This is a genomic window from Streptomyces sp. NPDC002104, assembly GCF_053593795.1.
Genome location: NZ_JBSFDF010000062.1, coordinates 17,786 through 42,617, shown reverse-complemented (window position 1 = coordinate 42,617; position 24,832 = coordinate 17,786). Strand labels below are relative to the sequence as shown.

Sequence of the window (24,832 nt, the reverse complement as noted above, 5' to 3'; positions counted from 1 at the left end):
CGGCGGCGGGGTGGGGGGGGGTCCGGGGCTGCGCCCGGACCCCCTGGGGCCCCGCCCCAGACCCCGCGCCTGGGTGTATCCAGCCCCTCCGGCGTTTGAGGAGCGGGGGTCCGGGGGCCGGCCCCCGGCAACGGCGCCGCACGCGGCAAGGGTCCGGGGCGCAGCCCCGGGGAACGGGCGAAGGGCGGGTAGGGGACTCCGCCCCGCAGGGCCCGCCCACCCGCACCCGCCCTCCGGCCCCGAGCCGGACCGGCAGTGGCCCCGGCACCGACCCGCCACCGCCGGACGGAGTCCGGCGCAGCGCGGCGAAGCCGGTAAGGCCCGCCAGGGCCGAGCCGTGCGAGGCGCGCGTCTAGTAGGGGTGCACGCCCACCGGGTGGGCCGGGGGTGGGCCGTAGCCCTCGGCGACGCGTTGGTGGTACGTCGCGCGGTCGATGACTTCCAGGCCGACGATCTCCCAGGGCGGGAGCTTCGCCGAGGAGCGGTGTTCCCCCCAGAGCCGCAGCGCCACGGCCGCCGCGTCGTGGAGGTCGCGGGCTTCCTCCCAGTAGCGGATCTCCGCGTGGTCGTCGGCGTAGCGGCTGGTCAGCAGGAAGGGGTGGTCATGGGCGAGCTGCTCCAGCCCACGGCGTACGTCGCACAGCGGCGCGGGCTTTCCGGAGACGCTCAGGGTGATGTGCCACAGGCGGGAGTCGTCCCGGTCCTCCCCGCTCCCGCCGACGTCACCGTCCCCGGTGCCGACGCTGGTCAGCGCTCGTCTCACCAGCCGCCTCCTTGTCTGCGCTCCGCGTGTCCGCCCCTCACAGTTGACCAGTCCTCGGCCGACCGCGCGGCGGTTTTACGTAAACCTCAGCCCTGTAGCAGGACCAGATCGTCGCGGTGGACGACCTCCCGCTCGTAGGCGGGTCCGAGTTCCCGGGCGAGCTCGCGCGTGGAGCGCCCGAGGAGCTGCGGGAGCTCCTTGGCGTCGAAGTTGACGAGCCCGCGGGCCACCGCCCGGCCGTCGGCCGAGCGCAATTCCACGGGGTCCCCGGCGACGAAGTCGCCCTCGACCGCGGCGATCCCGGCGGGCAGCAGCGAGCCGCCGCGTTCGGTCACCGCGCGGACGGCGCCGTCGTCCAGGACGAGGTGTCCCTGCGGGGCCGAGGCGTGCTGGAGCCAGAGCAGCCGGTCCGTGGAGCGGCGTCCGGTGGAGTGGAAGAGGGTGCCGGTCTCCCGCCCGGCGAGGGCGTCCGCGGCCTGGCTGGCCGAGGTGAGGACGACCGGGATGCCGGCGGCGGCGGCGATGCGGGCCGCCTCGATCTTGGTGGCCATGCCGCCGGTGCCGACGCCCGCCTTGCCGACGCTGCCGATGGTGACGTGCGCGATGTCCTCGGGGCCGCGCACCTCGTCGATGCGGCTGGCGCCGGGCTGGGAGGGGTCCCCGTCGTAGAGGCCGTCCACGTCCGAGAGCAGGACGAGGAGGTCGGCGCGGACCAGGTGGGCGACGAGGGCGGCGAGGCGGTCGTTGTCGCCGAAGCGGATCTCGTCGGTGGCGACGGTGTCGTTCTCGTTGACGACGGGCAGCGCCCCCATGGCCAGGAGCTGGTCCAGGGTCCGGTAGGCGTTGCGGTAGTGCGCGCGCCGGCTCGTGTCGTCGGTGGTCAGGAGCACCTGGCCGACGCGTACGCCGTACCGGGCGAAGGAGGCCGTGTAGCGGGCGACGAGGAGGCCCTGGCCGACGCTCGCGGCGGCCTGCTGGCGGGCCAGGTCGGTGGGGCGGCGGCGCAGGCCGAGCGGGGAGAGTCCGGCGGCGATGGCTCCGCTGGAGACCAGGACGATCTCCTTCTCGCCGCCGCTGCGCGCCTTGGCCAGTACGTCGACCAGTGCGTCCACCCGGTCGGCGTCGAGTCCGCCGGCCGCGGTGGTCAGGGAGGAGGAGCCGACCTTGACCACGATCCTGCGCGCGTCGAGCACACCCTGCCTAGCCGCTGACACTTCTGTCCCCTGACCCTTGACCCTCGGTCCTCGACCGGACCTGTCGAACCTGCCCTGTGAACCTGCCCGCCCAATCTACGGGGTGGCCGGGCGGAGACGCCCGCCGGTTTCAGAGCGTGGACGCGCGGTGGGTCTGCTCCGGTTCCCCGGCCGCTCCGCCCGTTCCGGGAATGAGGATCTTGCGGGAGATGACGAAGGTGAAGGGGATGGCCACGACGGCCGCGACCAGCGGCGCGATCTTGGTGTTCATGCCCGCCCAGGTCACCAGGGCGTACAGGCCGGCCGACTGGATCACGTAGTTGGTGATGTTGGTCAGCGGGAAGAGCAGGAACTTCTTCCAGGTCGGCCGGGTCCGGTAGGTGAAGTAGGTGTTCATGAAGAACGAGCCGACCATCGCCAGGACGAAGGCGAGGGAGTAGGCGGCGAAGTACGGCATCCACGGGTGCAGGACCAGGTAGAGGACGAAGAAGGTCCCCGTGTTGACCCCGCCGACCATGCCGAACCGGATGATCTGGCCCAGCTTGGCCTTCCGGTCGGCGGCCGCCTGCGCGGCCGACTGCGCTGCCGACGACTGCGCTGCCGACGACCCCGTGTCCGGCTCCCGCTGCCCGGCCGGCTGCGCATCGTGCTGCCCGGCCGGCTGCCCCTTCGTCGTGCGTGACATCAGTTGCTTCGCTCCGCGATCACGGCCTGGGTTCCGGACAGCAGCCCGTCACGGGCGTCCGTGGTCCTGGACGTCCGGTCGGCGCCGTGGGACTCCTTCACCAGGAAGTGCGGCCGGCGCTTGCTCTCGTAGTAGATGCGGCCGATGTACTCGCCGATCAGGCCCAGCATGATCATCTGGACGCCGCCCAGGCCCGCGATGAGCGCGACGATCGTGACGTAGCCCGGGGATTCCACCCCGTTGGTCATCGCCATGATCGCGATCCACACGGCGTAGAGCACGGTCAGCGCCACCAGCGACACGCCCGACCAGATGCCGATGCGCAGCGGCCGGTTGTTGAAGGAGATGAGGCCGTCCATGCCGTAGTTCAGCAGGGCGCCGAACTTCCACTTCGTCTCGCCGGCCTCGCGCTGCGCGTTGCGGTAGTCGAAGTGGACCGTGTCGAAACCGATCCAGGAGAAGAGGCCCTTGGAGAAGCGGTTGTACTCGGGCAGCGACAGCAGCGCGTCCACGGCCGGGCGCGACAGCAGCCGGAAGTCGCCGACGCCGTCGGTGAGCTCCACGTCGACCCAGCGGTTGATGCCCCGGTAGTAGAGGCGGCTCAGCGCCGTGCGGAGCTTCTTGTCCCCTTCACGGGTGCGGCGGGCGATGATCTGGTCATGGCCCTGCCGGTAGTACTCGAGCATCGTGGCGATGAGCTCCGGCGGGTGCTGGAGGTCCGCGTCCATGATGACGACGGCGTCGCCGGTCGCCTCGCGCAGGCCGGCGAGCATGCCCGCCTCCTTGCCGAAGTTGCGGCTGAAGGAGACGTAGCGGGTCGCGTCGGGGTACTGCGCCGCGATCTTGCGGAGTTTGCCGAGGGTTCCGTCGCGGCTACCGTCGTCGACGTAGCAAACCTCGTACTCGACGGGAAGCGCGTCCAGAACCTTGCGAATCTCCGTGTCGAAGCTGTCGATGACAGCTTCCTCGTTGTAGCAAGGGACTACTACAGACAGCTTCATGAACACTTCCTGCGGTCCGAACGGGTGATTTACGGCGACCGGACCGGCCACTCACCTCTTCGTTAGAAGTATGCACGGCGGTGGCCGCCCTGCCGGGCACGAGTGCGGCACAGGGTAGCTTTGACGGGATAAACGCAAAGAAACAGAGGGATCGAGGTGCACGTGCCTGACGTCTCCGTGGTCGTCATCGTCTACAACGACGCAGAGCGTCTCCCGGCAGCCGTCCAGTCGGTTTTGGACCAGACCCTGCACGGGGTCGAGGTCGTGATCGTCGACGACTGCAGCAAGGACGGGTCCTACGCGGTCGCCCAGAAGCTCGAAGCCGCGCATCCGGGCAGGGTGCGCGCCTTCCGGCTGCCGGAGAACAGCGGGGGCTGCGGCGCTCCGCGCAATCACGGCATCCAGCAAGCCACCGGCACCTACGTCATGTTCCTGGACAGCGACGACGTACTGGACCGCAACGCCTGCCGCAACATGCTGGACGCCGCCGAGCGCACCGGGTCCGACCTGGTCTCCGGCATGTGCGTCCGGGTCCACCTCGACAGCCGTTCGGGCAAGACCACCGAGTGGTACCCGTGGATCTACGCGCGCACCCGCACGCTGGAGTCGATCACCGAGTACCCGGACCTGCTGGTCTACGACACCCTCTCCACGAACAAGTGCTACCGGCGTGCGTTCCTGCTGGAGCAGGGCCTCGAGTTCCCGGTGGGCATCCACTACGAGGACCTGCTCTTCTCCGCGCAGGCCTACGTCGCCGCCCGCCGCATCACGCTCATCCCGAACCACGTCTACTACTGGAACGTGCTGGAGAGCGCCTCGGCGAAGTCGATCAGCAACCGGCGCCACGAGATCGAGAACTTCGTCCACCGGATGGAGATCCACCGCCGGGTGGACGAGCTGCTGGCGTCCAAGGGCCACGCGGAGATCAAGTCCGCGAAGGACGCGAAGTTCCTCAAGCACGACCTGGTGCTCCACCTGCGGGACCTGCCGCTGCTCGACGACGCCTACCGCCAGGAGTTCGCCCGGCTCGCGAACGGCTACCTGGCCGGCATCGACCCGGCCGCGTACGACAACGTCAGCAACATCCAGGCCATCTGCGCCTACCTGCTCGGCAAGGAGGACTGGGACAACCTCCTGCTCGCCGCCGACGCCATGACCAACCACGGCCGGCTGACGTCCCCGCTCGCCGAGCGCGACGGACGCGTCTACTGGTGCGAACAGCACATCGACGGTCCCGACGCGGACGAGGCCCGCCGGATACTGGACGTCACCAACCAGTCCTACGCCGGCGCCCCGCTCTCCTCCCTCGCGCTGGGCAACCGCCTCACCGCGTACGAGGACGACGGCCGCGGCACGGTCACCATGTCGGGCGCCATCGTGAACCCGCTGGGCCGGATCCGCCCCGACGCGGATCTGAAGGCCACGCTGGAGTTCCGCGCCCGCCGGCAGATCGGCGTCCGCTCCTTCAGCTTCCCGGTGGAGTCCGTGCGCCACGCCGGGGACACGATCGAGTGGAAGACCACGGCCGACGTCCGCGGCACGGTCCGCCCGCTCGGCATCATCGACGCGGTCTGGGACGTACGCCTGAAGCTGACGGTCGGCAGGGACCGGCTCACCACCCGCGTCTCCGTCGGCGCGGTCGACCTGGAGAAGGCGGCCCGGCTGCGCGTGCGCCCGAGGCTGACCCGCCTGGTCTCTGACCGCTTCGCGCCGGAGATGACCAAGAAGGGCAACCTCTCCTACGTCCTGACCGCCGAGGGCGCCGCCGCCGTGCACACCCAGGCGCTGATCGACGGCGCGATGCACGGCAAGGCCGCCGGCGTGGTCAAGCGGAGCCTGCGCAAGGCCCTGCGGGCCCGCCGCAACCTGGGCTCGGGCGAGCAGAAGGTCAAGGTCTACCACGAGGTCTTCTCGAAGCTGCCCATCAAGAAGGGCACGGTCGTCTTCGAGAGCCACATGGGCAAGCAGTACAGCGACAGCCCGAAGGCGATCTACGAGGAGCTGGTGCGCTCCGGCGTGCAGTTCGAGGCGATCTGGGCGCACGCGGGCGGCAAGCCCACCGGCTTCCCCAAGGAGGCCACCCTGGTGCGGCGCTGGAGCTGGGCCTACCTGCGGGCGCTGGCCCAGGCCGAGTACTGGGTCGACAACCAGGGCTTCCCGCTGGCGCTGGCCAAGCGCCCGGGGACCACGTACATCCAGACCTGGCACGGTTCGGCCCTCAAGCGGATGGGCTTCCACGAGCCCCGCACCAAGGCGCAGGACCAGGGCGGCCAGGCGCGCTTCCAGGCGGCCGTCGACCGCTTCGACCACTTCCTGATCCGCTCCGAGCACGACGCCCGCACCCTCGCCAAGGGCTTCCGGCTGCGTGACGAGGTGCTGCTGCGCACGGGCTACCCGCGCAACGACGCCCTGGTCGAGGCCCACCGCTCCGAGGCGCAGAGCGGCGAGCGGGTCCGCGGCCCCCTGGCCGGCGAGTTCGGGATCGACCCGGAGAAGAAGGTGCTGCTGTACGCGCCGACCTTCCGGGCGAGCGCGGACGGCACGGTGGAGGGCTTCGAGTTCCCCTTCGACGTGGAGGAGTTCGCCGACCGGCTCGGTGACCGCTTCACCCTGCTGGTGCGCACCCACTACCTCAACAGCGTGACGCTGCCGCCGTCGGTCGCGGGCCGGGTCATCGACGTGTCCAGGCACCACGACATCACCCCGCTGCTGGCGCTCGCCGACGGGCTGATCACGGACTACTCGTCCGTGATGTTCGACTACGCGGTCCTGGACCGGCCGATGCTGTTCTTCGCGTACGACTACGAGAAGTACGCGAACGACATCCGCGGCACGTACTTCGACCTCAAGGAGAAGGCCCCGGGCCCGGTGGTCGCCACCGCGGACGAACTGCTCCAGGCCCTCGCCGCCTTCGACGAGGCGGACGCCAAGTACGCCGAGGCGCGCCAGCGTTTCCTCGCCGAGTTCGGCGAGTACGACCGCGGGGACGCGGCCCGGCAGATCGTCGAGAAGTTCTTCACCAGGAGCGGCAAGTGAGCGAGCAGACTTCCACCGCCCCGCAGACCCCGCAGTCCCCGGCCACCCCGGCGGAGGCCGCCGGTGGCCGGGACATCTTCCTCGTCTCCAACAGCGTGGACGAACTCGGTGGCGTGACCACCTGGTCGCACCAGATGGCCCGGCTGTTCACCGACCGCGGGCACCGGGTCCACATCATCGGCATCAGCCCCGTCGACGAGGAGATCCGCCAGCAGCTCCCGGCGGACCTCCCCTACGCGGTGACCACGCTGTACGACGCCCGCCCGCCGGCGGCCCGCAGCCTGCACGGCATCAAGGGCCGGCTCAATGCGCCCGAACGGCGCCGGCAGGCGGCCCGCAGGGCGAAGATGCAGGCCAAGGCGGACCAGCTGGGCGCGCTGCTGCGCGCGGCCCGTCCCGGCGCCGTGGTGATCGTCACCCAGATCTGGGCGATGGAGTGGGTGGCCCTGGCCGACACCAAGGGGTGCTCGGTGATCGGCATGAGCCACGAGTCCTTCGAGGCGAGCAACAGGTCCTCCAGGGGCCAGCGGGTCCGCCGGTACTACCGGCAGGTCGACCGCATGCTGGTGCTGACCCCCGAGGACTCGGACCTCTGGATCCGCGCGGGCATGGAGAACGTCTCCAGCATGCCGAACCCGCTGCCGTTCATGCCCGGCTCCCCCGCCCCGCGCACCGAGAAGGTCGTGGCGACCGTCGGCCGCCTCGCCTTCGAGAAGGGCATGGACCTGCTGCTCGACGCGTGGGCCGACGCCGCCCCGCACCACCCCGACTGGGTCCTGCGGATCTACGGGGCCGGCGCGGAGGAGGCGACCCTGCGGGCGTACGCCACCGGGCTCGGCCTGGACGACTCCGTGGAGTGGATGGGCAGCACCAGCGATGTGCTGGGCGCGCTGAACGGGGCCTCCGTCTTCGCGCAGGCCTCGCGCGCCGAGGGCTTCCCGATCACGCTGCTGGAGGCCATGGCCGCCGGCGTGCCGGTGGCGGCCTTCGACTGCGCTCCGGGCGTCCGGGAGATCGTGACGCACGGCGAGGACGGGCTGCTGGCCCGGCTCGGGAACACCATGGAGCTGGCCGGACAGCTGGAGCGGCTGATGGCCGACCGCGAACTGCGCGACCGGCTCGGCGACGCCGCCTTCCGCAACGTGCAGCGGTACTCCAGCGTCGAGATCACCGACCGGTGGGAGGAGCTGTTCTCCTTCCTGGAGCGCTGAGCCCGGTAGCACGTACGAAGCCGCCCGCCCCGGAATCGACCGGGGCGGGCGGCTTCGCGTGTGCGTCCTGCGGGCTTCAGGCCGTGCGGTGGGCCTCCCAGCCCTCCCAGGCCGAGGTGATCATCTCGCGCACGTCGTGGCGGGCCTTCCAGCCCAGCTCCGCCGTGATCCGGTCGGCGGAGGCGACGACCTTCGCCGGGTCGCCGGCGCGGCGCGGGGAGACCACGGGCGCGTAGGCGGGGTCGGTGTGCCCGGTGGCCTCGTTCACCAGCTCGACCATCTCGCGGACGGAAACGCCCTCGCCGCGGCCGATGTTGACGGTGAGGTCCTTGTACTCGCCCTGCGCGCCCCATTCGACGAGCTTGCGGGCGGCCACCACGTGGGCCTCCGCGAGGTCGGCGACGTGGATGTAGTCGCGGATGCAGGTGCCGTCCGGGGTCGCGTAGTCGTCGCCGAAGATCCGGGCGCCCTCGCCCTTGCCGAACCGCTCGAAGATCATCGGGACCAGGTTGAAGACCCCGGTGTCGGCGAGCTCGGGGGCCGCGGCGCCCGCCACGTTGAAGTAGCGCAGGCAGGCGGTGGAGATGCCGTGGGCCTTGCCCGCGGCGCGGACCAGCCATTCACCGGCCAGCTTCGTCTCGCCGTACGGGCTCAGCGGCAGGCACGGGGTCTCCTCCGTGACCAGGTCCACGTCGGGCATCCCGTACACGGAGGCGGAGGAGGAGAAGAGGAAGTTGCGCACGCCCGCGGCCGCCACGGCCTGGAGCAGGACGGTGAGGCCGCCCACGTTCTCCTCGTAGTAGTGCAGCGGCTTCTCGACGGACTCGCCGACCTGCTTCTTGCCCGCCAGGTGGACCACGCCGGTGATCCGGTGCCGGGCGAAGGTCTCGTCGAGGAACTGCCGGTCCAGCACGGAACCGACCACCAGCGGGACGCCCTCCGGGACGCGGCCGGCGTTGCCGGTGGACAGGTCGTCCAGCACCACGACCTCCTCACCCGCGAGCAGCATCGCGCGGACGACGTGCGCCCCGATGTAACCGGCACCACCAGTGATCAGAAACGTCATGCGTGTCTCCCTAGCTCTCTCGTCCCGAGTTTCGTTGTCCCGCGCCGGCCGCGGCCTAGCCGCGGACTATCCGTGCCCGGTTGAACCGGTGGCGGGCCAGGCTCACGACGCCCGCGGCACCCGGCGCGAGCCGCAGCGCCAGGGATCCCCCGGTGGTGCGGTACGGCTGCGCCAACAGCACACCGTACCGGCTGCTGGGCAGCACCCGCCGGTGGAGCAGGCGGCGCAGGGGGCGCGGGGAGGTGAGCACGGAGCTCCCGTCCGCGCACTCCACGTACAGCTTCACGTCCCACGCCTGCAGGCCCCGCCGGCCCTCGCCCCGCCCGAGGCTCGCCAGCGTGGTGAGCCGGAAGGGCAGCTCCGCGGTCCACCCGTCGCCGTCCGCGGCCGGTACGAGCTCCACCGGTTCGGCGACCAGCAGCTCGCCCAGGTCGCCCCGGGGCTGGAAACGCAGCTGGACGGTGCGCGGGCCGGCCGCGGCGAGCCGCCCGTACAGGTCGTGCACCCGGATCCGGAGCCCGGCGAATCCGCTCGGCTCGGCATCGATGGTGACGGGCAGTTGCGCCGTCCCCAGCTTCTCGAGCCCGTCCAGCTCCACCGGCAGCGTGTCGCTCCAGACCGGCGCCCCGGAGGGGCCGGTGGCGTACGGGGGCAGCAGGCGGGGCGGATCGGCCGCAAAGCGGACCAGGCGGTGCAGGTCGGCGGGGGCGGGCGGCGCCTCGGAGGCGAGCAGCACGCGGACGATCCAGCGCGCGTGCGCTCCGGCGGCCTCGATGTCGGCCTCGGAAAACCCGGCGACGTAGTCACGGGTCAGCGTCCACCAGGCGGCCTGGTAGCCGGGGTCCTGGCCGAGCTCGCGCAGGTACATGCGCAGGTCGTACTCCAGGAACTTGACCTGACAGGCCCGGCCCAGCTCGGGCGAGGAGGCGGTCATGAGCCGGGAGGCCACCCGGTGGGCCTCCACCCGGGCACGCCAGTTGCCCACGTCCTTGCGGTCCAGGGAGATGGAGACCTGGGCGGCGTTGCGGCGCACGTGCCACACGTAGACGAGGTCGCCGATCACCGCGATGCGGGGGCCGGCCGCCAGCACGCGGGCGGTGAACACGAAGTCCTCGTAGATGAACCGGCCGTCCGGGAAACGGATCCCGTACATGTCCAGGAAGGCCCGCTCGTACAGCTTGTTGACGCAGAGCGTGTCGCGGACCAGCTCCGGCCGGTCCGCCGGGCGTTCGATGACCTCGCCCGGCGTGTACAGGCCGGGCACCCAGGGCACGTCGCGGCTCTCGGGCAGTTCACGGCGGACGCAGGAGCCGACGGTGACCGGCGAGCGGTGCTCACCGGCCGCGCGCACCAGGGCGTCGATCGCGCCGGGGGGCAGGACGTCGTCGCTGTCCAGGAACATGACGTACGGGGCGGTCGCGACCGCGATGCCGTCGTTGCGGGGGGTACCGCAGCCCCCGCTGTTCTCCGTGCGGTGCACGACCTTCACGCGGGGGTGGCGGGCCGCCAGCTCGTCCAGCACCTGGGCGGTGCCGTCGCTCGACGCATCGTTGACCGCGATGACCTCGGCGACGACCGGACCCTGGGCGAGAGCCGAGGAGACGGCCTGACCGACGAGCTCGGCATCGTTGTACGCGATCACGACGACGGCAACTGCGGGGGTATGGGTGCTCGTCACTCGTGGATCCTAGGCCACCTGGGTAAACGTCACCTTAAGACGGGCCACCCGAACGGGGGATAACCGGAATCCTGTGACGAGCCTGTGACGGCGGCCGGAGTTCCGGCCGCCGCCCTAGGTCAGGGGCCCGTCAGAAGGGACGGAACTCGTCGTACTCCTTCTGCGCGGAATCCCGCTCGGCTTCCTTCTCCTTGCGGCGCGTGGTCGCCGGACGCGGCGCCTCCAGACGGTGGTCCTCACCGCGGCGGCCCAGCATCTCGGCTCCGGCCATCATCGTCGGCTCCCAGTCGAAGACGACCGCGTTGTCGTCGGAACCGATCGCGACGCCGTCGCCGGCACGGGCACCGGCCTTCTTCAGCGCCGCCTCGACGCCGAGGCGGTTGAGGCGGTCGGCGAGGTAGCCGACGGCCTCGTCGATGTTGAAGTCGGTCTGGCGGACCCAGCGCTCCGGCTTCTCGCCGCGCACGCGGTACACGTCCTCGGCCTCGTCGTAGGTGATGGTGAAGCCCGAGTCGTCCACGGCCTTCGGCCGGATGACGATGCGGGTCGCCTCCTGCTTCGGCTTGCGGGCGCGGAACTTCGCGATGACCTCGGCGAGGAAGAAGGACAGCTCCTTCAGGCCCGTGCGGTCGACCGCGGAGACCTCGAAGACCTTGTAGCCGCGGGCCTCCAGGTCCGGGCGGACCATCTCGGCGAGGTCCTTGCCGTCGGGGATGTCGACCTTGTTCAGGACGACGAGGCGCGGCCGGTTCTCCAGGCCACCGCCGTAGAGCTTGAGCTCCTCCTCGATGGCGTCGAGGTCGGCGAGCGGATCGCGGTCGGACTCCAGGGTGGCGGTGTCCAGCACGTGCACGAGGATCGAGCAGCGCTCGACGTGGCGCAGGAACTCCAGGCCCAGGCCCTTGCCCTGGCTGGCGCCGGGGATGAGGCCGGGGACGTCGGCGATCGTGTAGACCGTCGCGCCCGCGGTGACGACGCCCAGGTTCGGGACGAGCGTGGTGAAGGGGTAGTCGGCGATCTTCGGCTTGGCCGCGGAGAGCACCGAGATCAGCGAGGACTTGCCGGCGCTCGGGAAGCCGACCAGCGCCACGTCGGCGACGGTCTTGAGCTCGAGGATGACGTCGCCGCCGGTACCGGGGACACCGAGGAGCGCGAAGCCGGGCGCCTTGCGGCGCGCGGAGGACAGCGCCGCGTTGCCGAGGCCGCCGCGGCCGCCTTCGGCAGCCACGTAGGTGGTGCCCTGGCCGACGAGGTCGGCGAGGACGTTGCCCTCCTTGTCGAGGACGACGGTGCCGTCCGGCACCGGGAGGATCATGTCCTCGCCGTCCTTGCCGGAACGGTTGTCGCCCGCGCCGGGCTTGCCGTTGGTGGCCTTGCGGTGGGGGCTGTGGTGGTAGTCCAGCAGGGTGGTGACAGCCTGCTCCACCACCAGGATGACGTCGCCGCCACGGCCGCCGTTGCCGCCGTCGGGGCCGCCGAGCGGCTTGAACTTCTCCCGGTGAACGGAGGCGCAGCCGTGGCCCCCGTTACCCGCGGCGACATGCAGCTCGACGCGGTCCACGAAGGTGGTCATGGTTGTTCCTCCAGATACAGCGGGAATAACCCGGAAAGCCCGGGCGGGTAGGCCTTGCTACCCATTAAACGTGTCTATGTGACAACGCGCCGAGGGCGGACCTCTCTTCCCGGCTCGCGCCGGGAAGAGCTGAGATCCGCCCTCGGGATGCTTCGACTACCGATTCAGCAGGAGCTGAAATCAGGCGGCCGGAACGATGTTGACGACCTTGCGGCCACGGTGCGTGCCGAACTCGACCGAACCGGCCTGCAGCGCGAACAGCGTGTCGTCGCCACCACGACCGACACCCGAACCCGGGTGGAAGTGGGTGCCGCGCTGGCGGACGAGGATCTCACCAGCGGAAACGACCTGACCGCCGAAGCGCTTCACGCCGAGCCGCTGAGCGTTGGAATCGCGCCCGTTCCGGGTGGACGATGCGCCCTTCTTGTGTGCCATGTCTCAGTCCCTCTTACTTCGCAGCCGCGGGGATACCGGTGACCTTGATCGCCGTGTACTGCTGGCGGTGACCCTGGCGACGGCGGTAGCCGGTCTTGTTCTTGTACCGAAGGATGTCGATCTTGGCACCCTTGTGGTGGTCCACGATCTCGGCCTGGACCTTGATGCCGGCCAGGACCCACGGGTCGCTGGTCACGGCTTCGCCGTCGACAACGAGCAGGGTCGAGAGCTCGACCGTGTCGCCAACCTTGGCAGTGGGAATCTTGTCAACTTCAACGATGTCGCCGACAGCAACCTTGTGCTGGCGACCACCGCTGCGCACGATGGCGTACACGCGGATCTCTCTCTCACTCGAAATCGGGAACCCCTGAAGCCAGCCGGCCCCGCGTGAACCGCAGGCCGGCCTCCCCCGAACCGCGAGGCGGTACGGGAGGTGAGGTGCTCAGTGGATTGGCGTGTGCATAGACACGCCAGCGACCTAGGTTACGGGGCCCGGTCGGAGGGGTCAAACCGAGCTCCTACGGGGCCTTGCGGAGCCCTGGGGACGGCCGTGGGGCGGGCGCGGGGACGGGCGCCCCCGGCCCCGCGGGGCCGGGAAGGCGGCTCAGCGGGGCGCTGACGGCCGGGAAGGCCGAAGCCCCCGCCCGGCACCAGGCGTGCCGGACGGGGGCCGGTGGAGCGGGATCCGGCCGGTCAGGCCTCGGTCGGAGCCGAGACGGAGGGCAGCGTCTGCTGCTCGGCCGCCGCGGTCTTCTTCGTCGCCCGCTTCGCGACCGTCTTCTTCGCGGCCGTCTTGGCGGTCGTCGTCTTCTTGGCCGCCGTCTTCTTCACGGCCGCCGCCTTCTTGGCCGGGGCCTTCTTCGCCGCGGTCGTGGCCGTCTTCTTGGCGGCCGTCTTGCGGACCGCCTTCTTGGCGGGAGCCGCCGGGGCGTCCTCCTCCACGACGGTCTCGGCCGGGGTCTGCGCCGCCTCGACGGGCGCCTCGACCGGCGCCTCGACGACCAGCACGGCCGCCTCCGCGCCCGCCGGGGAACCGGCCGGAGCGGTGGCCTTACGGGTGGCACGGCGACGCGGACGGGCCGGCGCGGCCTCGGCCTCGGCCGGGGCCTCGACGACGGCCGGCGCGGCCTCGACGACGGCCTCGGGCTGCGGCTCGGGCTCGGCCACGGAGGCCTCGGCCACCGGCTCCGGGGCCTGGACCGCCTCGGCCGGGGCGCCCGCCGGAGCGGTCGCCTTACGGGTGGCACGGCGGCGGGTGCGGCCCTTGGGGGCCTCCTCCACGACCGGCTCCGCGACGACGGCCTCGACGGTCTCGACCGTCTCGACGACGGCCTCGGGCTCGGGCGCCTCGACGACCTCGGCGACCTGAACGTCCTCGGCCTCGGCCACCGGGGCAGGAGCCGGGGCCGGAGCCGCCGGGGCGCGGTCCGTAGCCGCACCGCGCGGGGCGCCCGCCGGAGCGGTCGCCTTGCGGGTGGCGCGGCGGCGGTTGCGGCGCCCGCTCACTCCGCCGGCAGCGGCCTCGGCCTCGGCCGGGCTGCCGTAGAGCTCCTCGTCGTCGACGAAGGAGGGCTCGGGCAGCGCGATCGGGGCGGCCACCTCGGCAGCCAGCTCCGCCTCGGTCTCGATCTCGTAGACATCGCCCTCGGCGGTGTCCACGGACTCGGTCTCGTGGTCGTGGTCGTGCCCGGCGCCCTGGCCACCGCGGCGCTTGGAGCGCTTGCCGTTGCCACCGCCGCCGACCACGGTCGGGGTGTCCATGTGCACGATGACGCCGCGGCCGTTGCAGTGGACGCAGGTCTCGGAGAAGGACTCCAGCAGGCCCTGGCCCACGCGCTTGCGGGTCATCTGGACCAGACCCAGCGAGGTCACCTCGGCGACCTGGTGCTTGGTGCGGTCACGGCCCAGGCACTCCAGCATGCGCCGCAGGACCAGGTCGCGGTTGGACTCCAGGACCATGTCGATGAAGTCGATGACCACGATGCCGCCGAGGTCGCGCAGCCGCAGCTGGCGCACGATCTCCTCGGCCGCCTCCAGGTTGTTCCTGGTGACGGTCTCCTCGAGGTTGCCGCCCTGACCGGTGAACTTGCCGGTGTTGACGTCGATGACGATCATCGCCTCGGTCTTGTCGATCACAAGCGAACCGCCCGAGGGCAGCCACACCTTGCGGTCGAGCGCCTTGGCGAGCTGCTCGTCGATCCGGTACGTCGCGAAGACGTCCACCTCGGAGGTCCAGCGCGACAGCCGGTCGGCCAGGTCCGGGGCCACGTGGTTCACGTAGCCGTGGATGGTCTCCCAGGCGCTGTCACCGCTGACGATGACCTTCGAGAAGTCCTCGTTGAAGATGTCGCGCACGACGCGGACGGTCATGTCCGGCTCGCCGTACAGGAGGCTCGGCGAAGAGGTCGAGATCTGCTTCGACTTCTTCTGGATGTCCTCCCACTGGGCCTGCAGGCGCTCGACGTCGCGGCGCAGCTCGTCCTCGCTCGCGCCCTCGGCGGCGGTGCGCACGATGACGCCCGCGTCCTCGGGGACGATCTTCTTGAGGATGGTCTTCAGGCGCGCGCGCTCGGTGTCGGGCAGCTTGCGGCTGATGCCGGTCATCGAGCCCTCGGGCACGTAGACCAGGTAGCGGCCGGGCAGCGAGACCTGGCTGGTCAGGCGGGCGCCCTTGTGGCCGATCGGGTCCTTGGTGACCTGCACCAGGACCGACTGGCCGGACTTGAGGGCGGACTCGATGCGGCGCGGCCCGTTCGCCATGCCGAGCGCCTCGAAGTTGACCTCACCGGCGTACAGGACGGCGTTGCGGCCCTTGCCGATGTCGATGAAGGCGGCCTCCATGGACGGCAGCACGTTCTGGACCTTGCCCAGGTAGACGTTGCCGACGTACGAGGTGGCTTCTTCCTTGTTGACGTAGTGCTCGACGAGCACGTTGTCCTCGAGGACGCCGATCTGGGTGCGCTCGCCGGCCTGACGGACGACCATGACGCGCTCGACGGCCTCGCGGCGGGCCAGGAACTCGGCCTCGGTGATGATCGGAACGCGGCGGCGGCCCTGCTCGCGGCCCTCGCGGCGGCGCTGCTTCTTGGCCTCCAGGCGGGTCGAGCCCTTGATGGACTGGACCTCGTCGGAGGAGGTGGAGCCGGACGCGAGGGACTCAGCGCGCTCGCGCGCCGGGCGCGGCTCGCGGACCTTGACGACCGTGCGCACGCCGTCGTCCTCGGCGGCGTCGGCGTCCGTGCCTCCGTCACCGCTGCGACGGCGGCGGCGCCGGCGACGACGGCTGGAGCTGGAGCCGAGGGCGCCGTTCTCCTCGTCGTCATCGGACTCTTCGGTGTCCGCCTCTTCGGCGGATTCGGCGGACTCGGCCTCCTCGGCCTCTTCCTCGGCGGACTCGTCGAGGTCGGCGGCCTCACCGCGACGGCGGCGACGGCCACCGCGACGGCGACGGCGCGACGGGCGGTCGCCCGACTCGTCGGTCTCGTCCTCGTAGGACTCGGTCTCGGCCTCGTCCTCGACCTGCTCCACGTCGGCCAGCGTGACCGGGCCGGACGGCGCGGCGGCGGCCGGAGCCGGGGCCGCGGGTGCGGCGGTCTCGGCGGCGGCGCCACGGCCGCGGCGGCGGCGACGGCCGGTGGGCTGCGGGGCCGGAGCGGCCTCGGTCTCGGCCTCGGCCTCGACGAGGTCGAGCTCCTCCTCCTCGGCCTCCTCGGCCGGGGCGGCGGCAGCGGCGGCCGCGGCCATCATGGCGGCGGTCTCCGGGGTCTGGAACATCGGCTCGGCGAACACCGGGGCCTGGAACACGGCGACGGCCGGACGGCCGGCGCGGCGGCCGCGGGCCGGAGCCTCGGCGGCCGGGGCCTCGGCGGCGGGAGCCACCGGCTGCGCGGCGGCGGCCGGGGCGGTGGTGGAACGGGTGGCGCGGCGGCGGCCGCCGCGCTTCGGGGAGTCCACGGCGTCGGCCACGGTGACGGTGGCCTTGGCGGGGGCGGCGGCCGGAGCCTCGGCCACGACGGCCTCGGCGGGGGCGGCGGCTTCCGCGGCGGGCGCCTCGGGGGCGGTCACGGCGCGGGTGGCGCGGCGACGGGCACGAGGCGCCGGAGCGGCGGGCTCCTCGGCGGGAGCGGCCGGGGCGGCCTCCACGACCGGAGCGGCGACCGGGACCTCGGCGACGGGCGCCTCCGGAGCGGTCACGGCGCGGGTCGCACGGCGACGGGCACGCGGAGCAGGAGCGGCGGGCTCCTCGGCCGGGGCGGCCGGGGCGGCCTCCACGACGGGAGCCTCCACGACCGGAGCCTCGGGAGCGGTGGACGCACGGGTGGCACGGCGACGGGCACGCGGCGCGGGAGCGGCGGGCTCCTCGGCGGGAGCGGCCGGGGCGGCCTCGACGGGGGCCGCCGCGGGAGCCTCGACCACGACCTCGGCTGCGGACGCCTCGGGGGCGGCCACGGCGCGGGTCGCGCGGCGGCGGGTACGGGCCGGGGCGGCGGCCGGAGCGGCCTCCTCGGCGGGAGGCGCGGCGGCCACGGGCGCGGGAGCGGCCTCGGCGGCGGCCACGGGGCCGCCCGGCGGGCCCGCCGGGCGGGACGCGGCACGGCGGCGCCTGCGCGGCGGCAGGTTGTCGCTCGGGCTGCCTGCGTCGGCGGCGGTGTTGGCGGTGCTGTCGTTTTCGTTGTTGAGCATGCGGGGTTTCTCCCGTCACGCTCCCGGGCGCCGCGGCTGACTTCCGGTCCGGCACGGCTCCGCGTAATGAGCGCGGAGCCGGCCTCCGGGGCGCGTTCGCCACACGGGAGCTCAGTTCAATGGCCGCCGGTTCCGTACGTGTAGTGCGTACGGCCTGGCGGAAGTCTTCAAGTCTTCAGGTCTGTCCGTGCGCGGCCCGACCCAGGTGGCTCCCGAGTCCCAGGGCTGCGCGACGACGACGTTCCTTACGCGGCGGGACCTTCCGGCGCCTTCGCGTCGGCGGTTACGGCCGCCGTGGGTGGGGCGGTCGTGACAGCCTCGCGGTCGGGCGCGAGCGGGTCGGTCACCGTGCCGGACTCCTCGTCGAAGAGCCCCTGCGCCAGCCTGGTCACCGCAGCGGGGACCGGCGGCGTTAGGTCGGCCACAGCTCGGAGACCGGACAGGACGTCGTCGGGTCGAACGGCAGGTGTCAAATGCCGAACAACCAGCCGCAGTATCGCACAAGCATTGTCCAGGGGCCTATCAGCCTCTGCGGTCGCCGTTGCGGGAACCACTTCCAGACCGACCACGGCGCCGCGCGTGTCGAAGGTGCGCATGCCGTTCTTGGTGCGGCGCTGGACCTCCACGGCCTCGGCCGCGAGGAAGGCGCCGACGGCCTTCTGCGCGTCCCCGGGCTCCACGCCGTCCAGGCGCAGCTCCCACACGGAGGCCGTCAGCCGGTCGGCGAGACCGGAGGTGTGCGCCTCGACGGCGTCGATGATGTCGAGGCCGACGGGCATCGACTCGTCGAGCAGCTCGCGCAGGACCGCGGGGTCGCGGGTCTCCGCGAGGGCGATCTCGAGGTACTCGGCCTCGCTGCCGGTCCCGGTCGGGGCGGCGTTCGCGTACGAGACGCGGGGGTGCGGGGTGAATCCCGCCGAGTAGGCCATGGGCACCTCGGAGCGGCGCAGGGCCCGCTCGAAGGCGCGCTGGAAGTCCCGGTGGCTGGTGAACCGGAGGCGGCCGCGCTTGGTGTAGCGCAGTCGGATGCGCTGCACCACCGGTGCGGGAGGCGGGCCTTCGGGCTGTCGCTTGCCCAGTGGTTCATCTCCTTGTGCGGGGCTCCGCGGCTCGCGCGTCGCCCTGAGGTCTGTGGGGCCTGCAGGCCACTCCGCGCCCGGTGCCCTCCGGCTCACCCCTGCTTGTGCAGGGAGCTCGTCGGGCTCTGCATGGCGGCGGGCGTGTCGCCTGCGGCTCTGTTACTACCCAGAGTACGCGCCCGTGACCTCGCCGGTTCCCGGGGCGGCCCCCCGAACACCGCCCGCCGTACGTCGGCCCGCGCCTCGCGCACCGCCCGGCGGGAGGCCCGCCACACCTCGCCGATCGCGCGGCCGGCGGGAGCGATCGCCTGCCGGTGCACCGAGCGGGCGGCGCGGCGGCCGGCGTTCCACCCGGCCCGCAGCACGTTGGCGACCGGGGTGAGCACGTGCCGGCGCAGCCACGCGGCGGGCCGCACGACGGCCCACCGCCACAGCCGCACCAGCCCGCGCCCCAGTGTCCGGCTCACCCGCCCCGCCAGGTGCCATGCCCCGACGAGCAGCCGCCAGAGGGGCACGAGCAGGTACGCCCACACGCCCCGCCCGGCCGGCGCGAGCAGGTACGTCCAGAGCCCCGCCGCGACGGGCCGCACGAGATGCCGCCACAGCGCCACCCAGGGCCGGACGAAGAGCGCCTTGGCGAGCCAGGCCGCGGCCGCCGCGACCGTCCGGGCCAGCCACCGCAGTCCGTGCCCGACGGGGGTGAGGACGTACCGGTACAGCGCGCCGGCCGGCCGTACGAGCAGGTACCGGACGGCGCCCGCGAGCAGCAGGGCGATGCCCCGTCCGGCGGGCAGCAGCCCGTACTTCCAGAGCGGGACCAGCAGGTACCGCCAGAGCCCCGTGCCGGCCGGCTTGAGCAGGTACGCGTACGCGGCCCGCGCCACCGGGAGCACGGCGTAACGCCACAGACCGGCCCAGGGCCAGAGGAAGACCAGCTTGAACAGGACCCCGAGCAGCCATCCGGTCCCCCGCAGCACCGGCAGCGCGGCCCGCTCCCAGAGCCACCGCACCCCCTGTCCCAGCGGCCCGAGCACGCTCCGGTTCAGCATGCGCGCGAAGGCGACGAGCAGGTCCCAGACCACGCGCAGGGGCAGCACGACCAGTACGGCCACGATCTTCACGGGGATCCGTACGGCTCCGACGAGGCAGCCTTCTCCCCCGGGTGCGGGCGTCTTCTGCGGTTCCATGCAGTTAAGGACTCCGCGGGGGCCCCCGCCGTTGCGGGGAACGCCCCGCGGGCCGGTCCGGATGCGGCGACGGCCCGTACCGCCCCGCGCGGGGTGGTACGGGCCGTCGCCGGCGGGCCGGTTCGCCGGCGGGTCAGTTCGCCGCCGGATGTCCGCCGGGCGCGGTCCGCGCGGACGGCGGAGCCGCGGTCACCTTGTACGCACCGGGGAGGTACCCCGGGGAGCGGGTGCCCGAGGAGAATCCCGGGGAGTCGAGCACCAGGTCGTAGGTGCCCGGCGCGGCGCCGAAGGTGCTGACCTGCACCACGAGGACCGTCCCGGCGGTGTTGACCGAGGTCGCCCGGACCATCCGCGAGGAGATGTCGCTCCCGCCGTTGGCGGACCTGAACTCCATCTCGGTGCCGAGGGTCAGGTTCACGCCGCGCAGGGTCACCTTGGTGAGGGTCTGGGCGGGGCTCGTCGCGGGCGTCAGCGAGGTGGCGTCGGCCTGCTTCGGCCAGACGGCGCACCCGGAGGCGCAGACGCCCTGCATCTGGTACTTGAGCGGGGTGGCCGCCGTGTACGCGTCCAGCAGGAACAGGTACTCGCCCTTCGGGGCGTTGGCCGAGACGGCGCAGGAGAAGCGGAAGTCACCGACGTTGTCGTTGCCGCACTGCACCAGCGGGTCGAGGCCCGAGCCGGTGAAACCGGTGGGGCTCAGCAGCTCCACGTTGGGATTGGTCATGCTCGCCTTGCTGTCGTCCGCGCCGTGGACGTCGAAGCGCTGGCCCGGCTTCATGTCGGCGACGGCGCAGTAGCCCGCCGCGTCCTCGGTCAGCGTGCCCTTGCGCGGCGGGAAGTTCTCCGCCCCGATGCGCTTGCCGGTGCACTCCGGGGCCCAGCCGGCCGCGGTGGCGACCCGCCAGGTGTCGATGTGCGCCGCGATGGGCGTGCTGCCGTCGTAGCCGGAGGCCAGCACGTAGACGAGGTACCCCGTCGAGCCGGTGACCCGGCAGGCGGTGCCCCACTGCCGGCAGAGGAACTTCCCGGAGGCGTCGACCACCATGAGCACCGCGCCGGTGCGGTACGCCGCTTCGGGGGTCCTTTCCGAGATCACGAGCTTGTCCGTGGCGGCCGTCTTGAACTGCACGCAGGTGCTGTCCAGGGCGGACCTGAAGGTGTAGCCCGTGGACGCGCCGCCGACGGTCAGCGACGTGGGCGCGGGGCACTTCGCGGTCTGCGAGATGTCCCGGCGGACCAGCCGGTAGCTGTCGGCGGAGCCGGTGCCGAGGAGGAGCGCCGCGTAGGCCGGGGCGGCCTTGAGCGCGCAGCTGGTCGTGGAGCCGCCGACCGTGCTGCACACCTGGTCACCGGCGGCGTCGTAGATCTGCACCGAGGCGTTGACCCGGTTGCTGGTGTTCGTGTAGTCGATCATCTCCGCGGTCGCGTGCTTGCCCGCCGCGAGGGCGAGGCACCTGACCTGCCGGTCCGCGGTCAGGTCGAACCGGGTTCCCGGGGAAGGCCCGAAGGCGGTGCTGTTCCAGGTGGCACAGCCCGCGGTGTTGCCCGTGCCGTGGATGATCATCCGGTAGCTTCCCGTGGCGGGTCCGTTGAGGACCGCGCGGAAGGGGGCGGTACCGGTCAGCTTGCAGACGGCGAAGCGGCTCGTGGCCTCGCACTGCTGCGCGCCCTTGGCGTCGTAGACCGTGGTGCTCACGTCCGCACCGCCGTCCGCCGGCGGGTTGTCGTAGAGGTAGAGCCCCTTGCCCGTGGCCGTCGGGAGGGTCCGGCAGAGCCGCTGGCCGGGTCCGGTGAAGGAGCCGGTCGCCGGGCCGGAGGCGAAGCCGTCGTCGCGGACGTCCGTGCAGCCGGCGGACTGGCCGGTCGCGTGGAACCAGATGCCGTACGCCTCGGTGCCGGTGTTGCTGGAGTCGCGCGCCCAGGTGTACGAACCGACGGAGAGGTTGCACGGCTTCAGGAGCTTCGGCGTGCAGGCCGCCGTGCCGTTGGCCCGGAAGAGCTGACCGGAGATCCACGAGGGGACCTCGGTCGGGCCGAAGGTGTGGAGGCCCGCGGTGGTGACGTGCAGGGTCCGGCACGGCGCCGTGGAGGTGGCGTCGGGGACGGTGCCGTAGGCCTGCTCCTCGACGACGGGGCAGCGGGCGGCGTTGGACAGGCGGGCGACGCTCAGGCCGTAGTCCGCGCTGCGGCCGTAGTCCTCGCTGATCAGCACGGTGTACGGGGCGGTCCCGGTCAGCTTGCAGTCGAAGTCCTGGGAACTGGCGTCCCGGGTGGAGCAGACCGGCTTGCCGGAGGCGTCGAAGACGGTGCCCCGCACCTGGTACGAGGTCAGGTGCACGCGGACGACGGAGCCGGTGACGATGTTCGTCGGCAGGCGGTAGCAGTCACCGGTGGAGCCGGCCGCCACGGTGGCCCCGTAGAGCTTCGGCGCCCCGAGGGTGGCCGCGGACGCGGCGACGGCGGTGCAGGTGGTGCTGGAGGCCAACGACCGGTAGGAGACCGAGAAACCGGCCGCCGAGGAGGAGCTGACGTCCAGCGTGTACGCGCCCGCCTTGGTCGTGGGGCAGCTCGCCTCGCCGTACGAGGGCTGCGGGTTGGTGCAGGTGACCGCGGCTCCGTCGGGCCCGGTCAGCTTCGTGTACGCGGGTCCGCCGTCGTTCAGGGTGACGGCCTGGACGAGGACCAGGTCGGTCGCCGCCGTCAGCGGGAAGGTGAACCGGAAGGGTCCGGGCCCCTGAGGCTGGGTGCAGGTGTGGACCGTGTCCGGGGCGATGGCGCCCGAGCAGGTCTCGGCCGCCGCGCCGCGGCTGATCTCGCGGGCCGCGTCGGCCCGCGCGGCCCTGGGGTCGGGCTGCTCGCGCTCGGGCGGGGCGGGCGGCGCCTTCGGCGCGGGCGCCGCCTCGGGCGCCCCGTCGGCGGTGGGCCCGGACGCCCCGGCGGCGGGCGCGGCCGCGGCCTCGGCCCGTCCCCCGTCCTTCGGCGCGACGGCGGCGGTGGCGGCGGTGGCCGCGCCGGCCGGTGCGACGAGCGCGGCCAGGACGGCGATGACCAGCGCGACGAGCGCGAGGGCGCCGTGGCGTCCGGCTCTCCCCCGACAGCGGACGCCCTTGAAGAGTTGCAGCATGTGATCCCCCCAGGATCTACCGCCCCGCCGCATGTCGGTCACTGTGGCTCGGGGCCAGCGGATCCTAGCGAACCCCCCGGACACGACGACGGCCCGCCCCGGAAAAGGGGCGGGCCGTCGTCACGGGCGGGGGCGCGGACGCGCTACTTCACGACCGACAGCGGCAGCAGCTTCTTGCCCGTCGGGCCGATCTGGATGCTGGTGTCCATCTGCGGGCAGACGCCGCAGTCGAAGCACGGGGTCCAGCGGCAGTCCTCGACCTCGGTCTCGTCGAGGGCGTCCTGCCAGTCCTCCCACAGCCAGTCCTTGTCCAGGCCCGAGTCGAGGTGGTCCCAGGGCAGGACCTCCTCGTAGGTGCGCTCGCGGGTCGTGTACCAGGCCACGTCGACGCCGTACGCCGGGAGGGTCTTCTCCGCGGCCTGCATCCAGCGGTCGTAGCTGAAGTGCTCGCGCCAGCCGTCGAAGCGGCCGCCCGACTCGTACACGGCGCGGATGACGTCGCCGATGCGGCGGTCGCCGCGGGACAGGAGGCCCTCGACGATGCCGGGCTTGCCGTCGTGGTAGCGGAAGCCGATGGAGCGCCCGTACTTCTTGTCGCCGCGCAGCTTGTCGCGGAGCTTGCCCAGGCGGGCGTCCGTCTCCTCCGCCGACAGCTGCGGGGCCCACTGGAAGGGGGTGTGCGGCTTGGGGACGAAGCCGCCGATGGAGACGGTGCAGCGGATGTCGTTCTGGCCGGAGACCTCGCGGCCCTTGGCGATGACGTTGACCGCCATGTCGCCGATCTGGAGGACGTCCTCGTCGGTCTCGGTCGGCAGGCCGACCATGAAGTACAGCTTCACCTGGCGCCAGCCGTTGCCGTACGCGGTGGCGACGGTGCGGATCAGGTCCTCTTCCGAGACCATCTTGTTGATGACCTTGCGCATGCGCTCGGAGCCGCCCTCGGGGGCGAAGGTCAGACCGGAGCGGCGGCCGTTGCGGGTCAGCTCGTTGGCCAGGTCCACGTTGAAGGCGTCCACGCGGGTCGACGGGAGGGACAGGCCCACCTTGTCGTCCGTGTAGCGGTCGGCCAGGCCCTTGGCGATGTCCGCGATCTCGGTGTGGTCCGCCGAGGAGAGGGAGAGGAGACCCACCTCTTCGAAGCCCGTGGCCTTCAGCCCGCGCTCGACCATCTCGCCGATGCCGGTGATGCTTCGCTCCCGTACGGGACGCGTGATCATGCCGGCCTGGCAGAAACGGCAGCCGCGAGTGCAGCCGCGGAAGATCTCCACGGACATCCGCTCGTGGACGGTCTCGGCGAGCGGGACCAGGGGCTGCTTGGGGTAGGGCCACTCGTCGAGGTCCATGACGGTGTGCTTGGACACGCGCCACGGCACGCCGGAGCGGTTCGGGACCACGCGGCCGATGCGGCCGTCCGGCAGGTACTCGACGTCGTAGAAGCCCGGTACGTACACGCCGCCGGTCTTCGCGAGGCGCAGGAGCACCTCTTCGCGTCCGCCGGGGCGGCCTTCGGCCTTCCACGCACGGATGATCTCGGTCATGTCGAGGACGGCTTGCTCGCCGTCGCCGATGACCGCGCAGTCGATGAACTCTGCGATCGGCTCGGGGTTGAAGGCCGCGTGGCCGCCCGCGAGCACGATGGGGTGGTCGACCGTACGGTTCTTCGCCTCCAGCGGGATGCCCGCGAGGTCCAGCGCCGTCAGCATGTTCGTGTAGCCGAGCTCGGTGGAGAAGGAGAGCCCGAAGACGTCGAAGGCCGAGACGGGACGGTGGCTGTCCACGGTGAACTGCGGCACCTTGTGCTCGCGCATCAGTTCTTCGAGGTCCGGCCACACGCTGTAGGTGCGCTCCGCGAGCACGCCCTCGCGCTCGTTCAGCACCTCGTACAGGATCATGACGCCCTGGTTGGGGAGTCCGACCTCGTACGCGTCCGGGTACATCAGCGCCCAGCGGACGTCGGCGCTCTCCCACGGCTTGACCGTGGAGTTGAGCTCACCGCCGACGTACTGGATCGGCTTCTGGACGTGCGGAAGCAGGGCCTCAAGCTGAGGGAAGACCGATTCGGTCATCACGCGACTTTCGTGAAGCGGGCAGGGGGCGACTCTCAAGCGTACCCCGGGC

General features: G+C 72.2%; 16 protein-coding genes. 2 read left to right on the top strand and 14 right to left on the bottom strand.

Annotated features, from left to right (window positions below; translation table 11 throughout):
• Positions 1–352: 352 nt before the first annotated feature.
• The 4 genes from ACWCP2_RS33675 to ACWCP2_RS33660 all read right to left on the bottom strand — a co-directional run bounded on the left by ACWCP2_RS33675 (position 353) and on the right by ACWCP2_RS33660 (position 3,642).
• On the bottom strand, positions 353–751 hold the full coding sequence (locus ACWCP2_RS33675; protein ID WP_450912363.1) for a hypothetical protein: 399 nt from the start codon (positions 749–751) through the stop codon (positions 353–355).
• A gap of 98 nt (positions 752–849) precedes the next feature.
• Entirely contained in the window at positions 850–1,977 is a 1,128-nt protein-coding gene (gene proB, locus ACWCP2_RS33670) for a glutamate 5-kinase (protein WP_450912360.1), read from the bottom strand.
• 109 nt (positions 1,978–2,086) lie between these two features.
• Entirely contained in the window at positions 2,087–2,473 is a 387-nt protein-coding gene (locus ACWCP2_RS33665) for a GtrA family protein (protein WP_450912362.1), read from the bottom strand.
• 167 nt (positions 2,474–2,640) lie between these two features.
• A complete protein-coding gene (locus tag ACWCP2_RS33660; RefSeq protein WP_450912359.1) occupies positions 2,641–3,642 on the bottom strand; it encodes a glycosyltransferase family 2 protein in 1,002 nt (333 codons plus the stop codon).
• 156 nt (positions 3,643–3,798) lie between these two features.
• On the opposite strand from ACWCP2_RS33660, the gene ACWCP2_RS33655 reads away from it, so the two are divergent.
• Together ACWCP2_RS33655 and ACWCP2_RS33650 are read left to right on the top strand one after the other, a co-directional pair.
• Positions 3,799–6,678: a bifunctional glycosyltransferase/CDP-glycerol:glycerophosphate glycerophosphotransferase gene (locus ACWCP2_RS33655; RefSeq protein WP_450912358.1), complete on the top strand. Its 2,880-nt coding sequence runs from the start codon at positions 3,799–3,801 to the stop codon at positions 6,676–6,678.
• Positions 6,675–7,889: a glycosyltransferase gene (locus tag ACWCP2_RS33650; RefSeq protein WP_450912357.1), complete on the top strand. Its 1,215-nt coding sequence runs from the start codon at positions 6,675–6,677 to the stop codon at positions 7,887–7,889. The genes ACWCP2_RS33655 and ACWCP2_RS33650 overlap by 4 nt, the downstream gene beginning before the upstream one ends.
• Before the next feature lie 76 nt (positions 7,890–7,965).
• On the opposite strand, the gene galE is transcribed toward ACWCP2_RS33650, so the two are convergent.
• The 10 genes from galE to ACWCP2_RS33600 form a co-directional block, all read right to left on the bottom strand.
• A complete protein-coding gene (galE, locus tag ACWCP2_RS33645; RefSeq protein ID WP_450912356.1) occupies positions 7,966–8,955 on the bottom strand; it encodes a UDP-glucose 4-epimerase GalE in 990 nt (329 codons plus the stop codon).
• A 55-nt stretch (positions 8,956–9,010) separates the two neighbouring features.
• Positions 9,011–10,633, bottom strand: a complete 1,623-nt coding sequence (locus tag ACWCP2_RS33640; RefSeq protein ID WP_450912355.1) for a glycosyltransferase family 2 protein — start codon at positions 10,631–10,633, stop codon at positions 9,011–9,013.
• A gap of 130 nt (positions 10,634–10,763) precedes the next feature.
• The gene (obgE, locus tag ACWCP2_RS33635; protein ID WP_450912354.1) at positions 10,764–12,206 is read right to left on the bottom strand and encodes a GTPase ObgE; all 1,443 of its coding nucleotides are present in this window, start codon (positions 12,204–12,206) and stop codon (positions 10,764–10,766) included.
• A 180-nt stretch (positions 12,207–12,386) separates the two neighbouring features.
• Positions 12,387–12,641, bottom strand: coding sequence for a 50S ribosomal protein L27 (rpmA, locus tag ACWCP2_RS33630; protein WP_030013081.1), 255 nt, complete (start codon positions 12,639–12,641; stop codon positions 12,387–12,389).
• A gap of 13 nt (positions 12,642–12,654) precedes the next feature.
• A complete protein-coding gene (gene rplU / locus ACWCP2_RS33625) occupies positions 12,655–12,975 on the bottom strand; it encodes a 50S ribosomal protein L21 (RefSeq protein WP_214950890.1) in 321 nt (106 codons plus the stop codon).
• A gap of 359 nt (positions 12,976–13,334) precedes the next feature.
• Entirely contained in the window at positions 13,335–17,324 is a 3,990-nt protein-coding gene (locus ACWCP2_RS33620) for an Rne/Rng family ribonuclease (protein WP_450912353.1), read from the bottom strand.
• 245 nt (positions 17,325–17,569) lie between these two features.
• Positions 17,570–18,361 carry a TIGR03936 family radical SAM-associated protein gene (locus ACWCP2_RS33615; RefSeq protein WP_450912352.1) on the bottom strand — a complete coding sequence of 264 codons (792 nt, stop codon included), beginning with the start codon at positions 18,359–18,361 and terminating at the stop codon, positions 17,570–17,572.
• 134 nt (positions 18,362–18,495) lie between these two features.
• A complete protein-coding gene (locus ACWCP2_RS33610; RefSeq protein ID WP_450912351.1) occupies positions 18,496–19,590 on the bottom strand; it encodes a hypothetical protein in 1,095 nt (364 codons plus the stop codon).
• Between the two features lie 133 nt (positions 19,591–19,723).
• The gene (locus tag ACWCP2_RS33605) at positions 19,724–22,714 is read right to left on the bottom strand and encodes a hypothetical protein (protein ID WP_450912350.1); all 2,991 of its coding nucleotides are present in this window, start codon (positions 22,712–22,714) and stop codon (positions 19,724–19,726) included.
• A 143-nt stretch (positions 22,715–22,857) separates the two neighbouring features.
• Positions 22,858–24,783 (bottom strand): TIGR03960 family B12-binding radical SAM protein, encoded by a 1,926-nt coding sequence (locus ACWCP2_RS33600; protein WP_450912349.1) that lies wholly within the window; start codon positions 24,781–24,783, stop codon positions 22,858–22,860.
• Between the last annotated feature and the right edge of the window lie 49 nt (positions 24,784–24,832).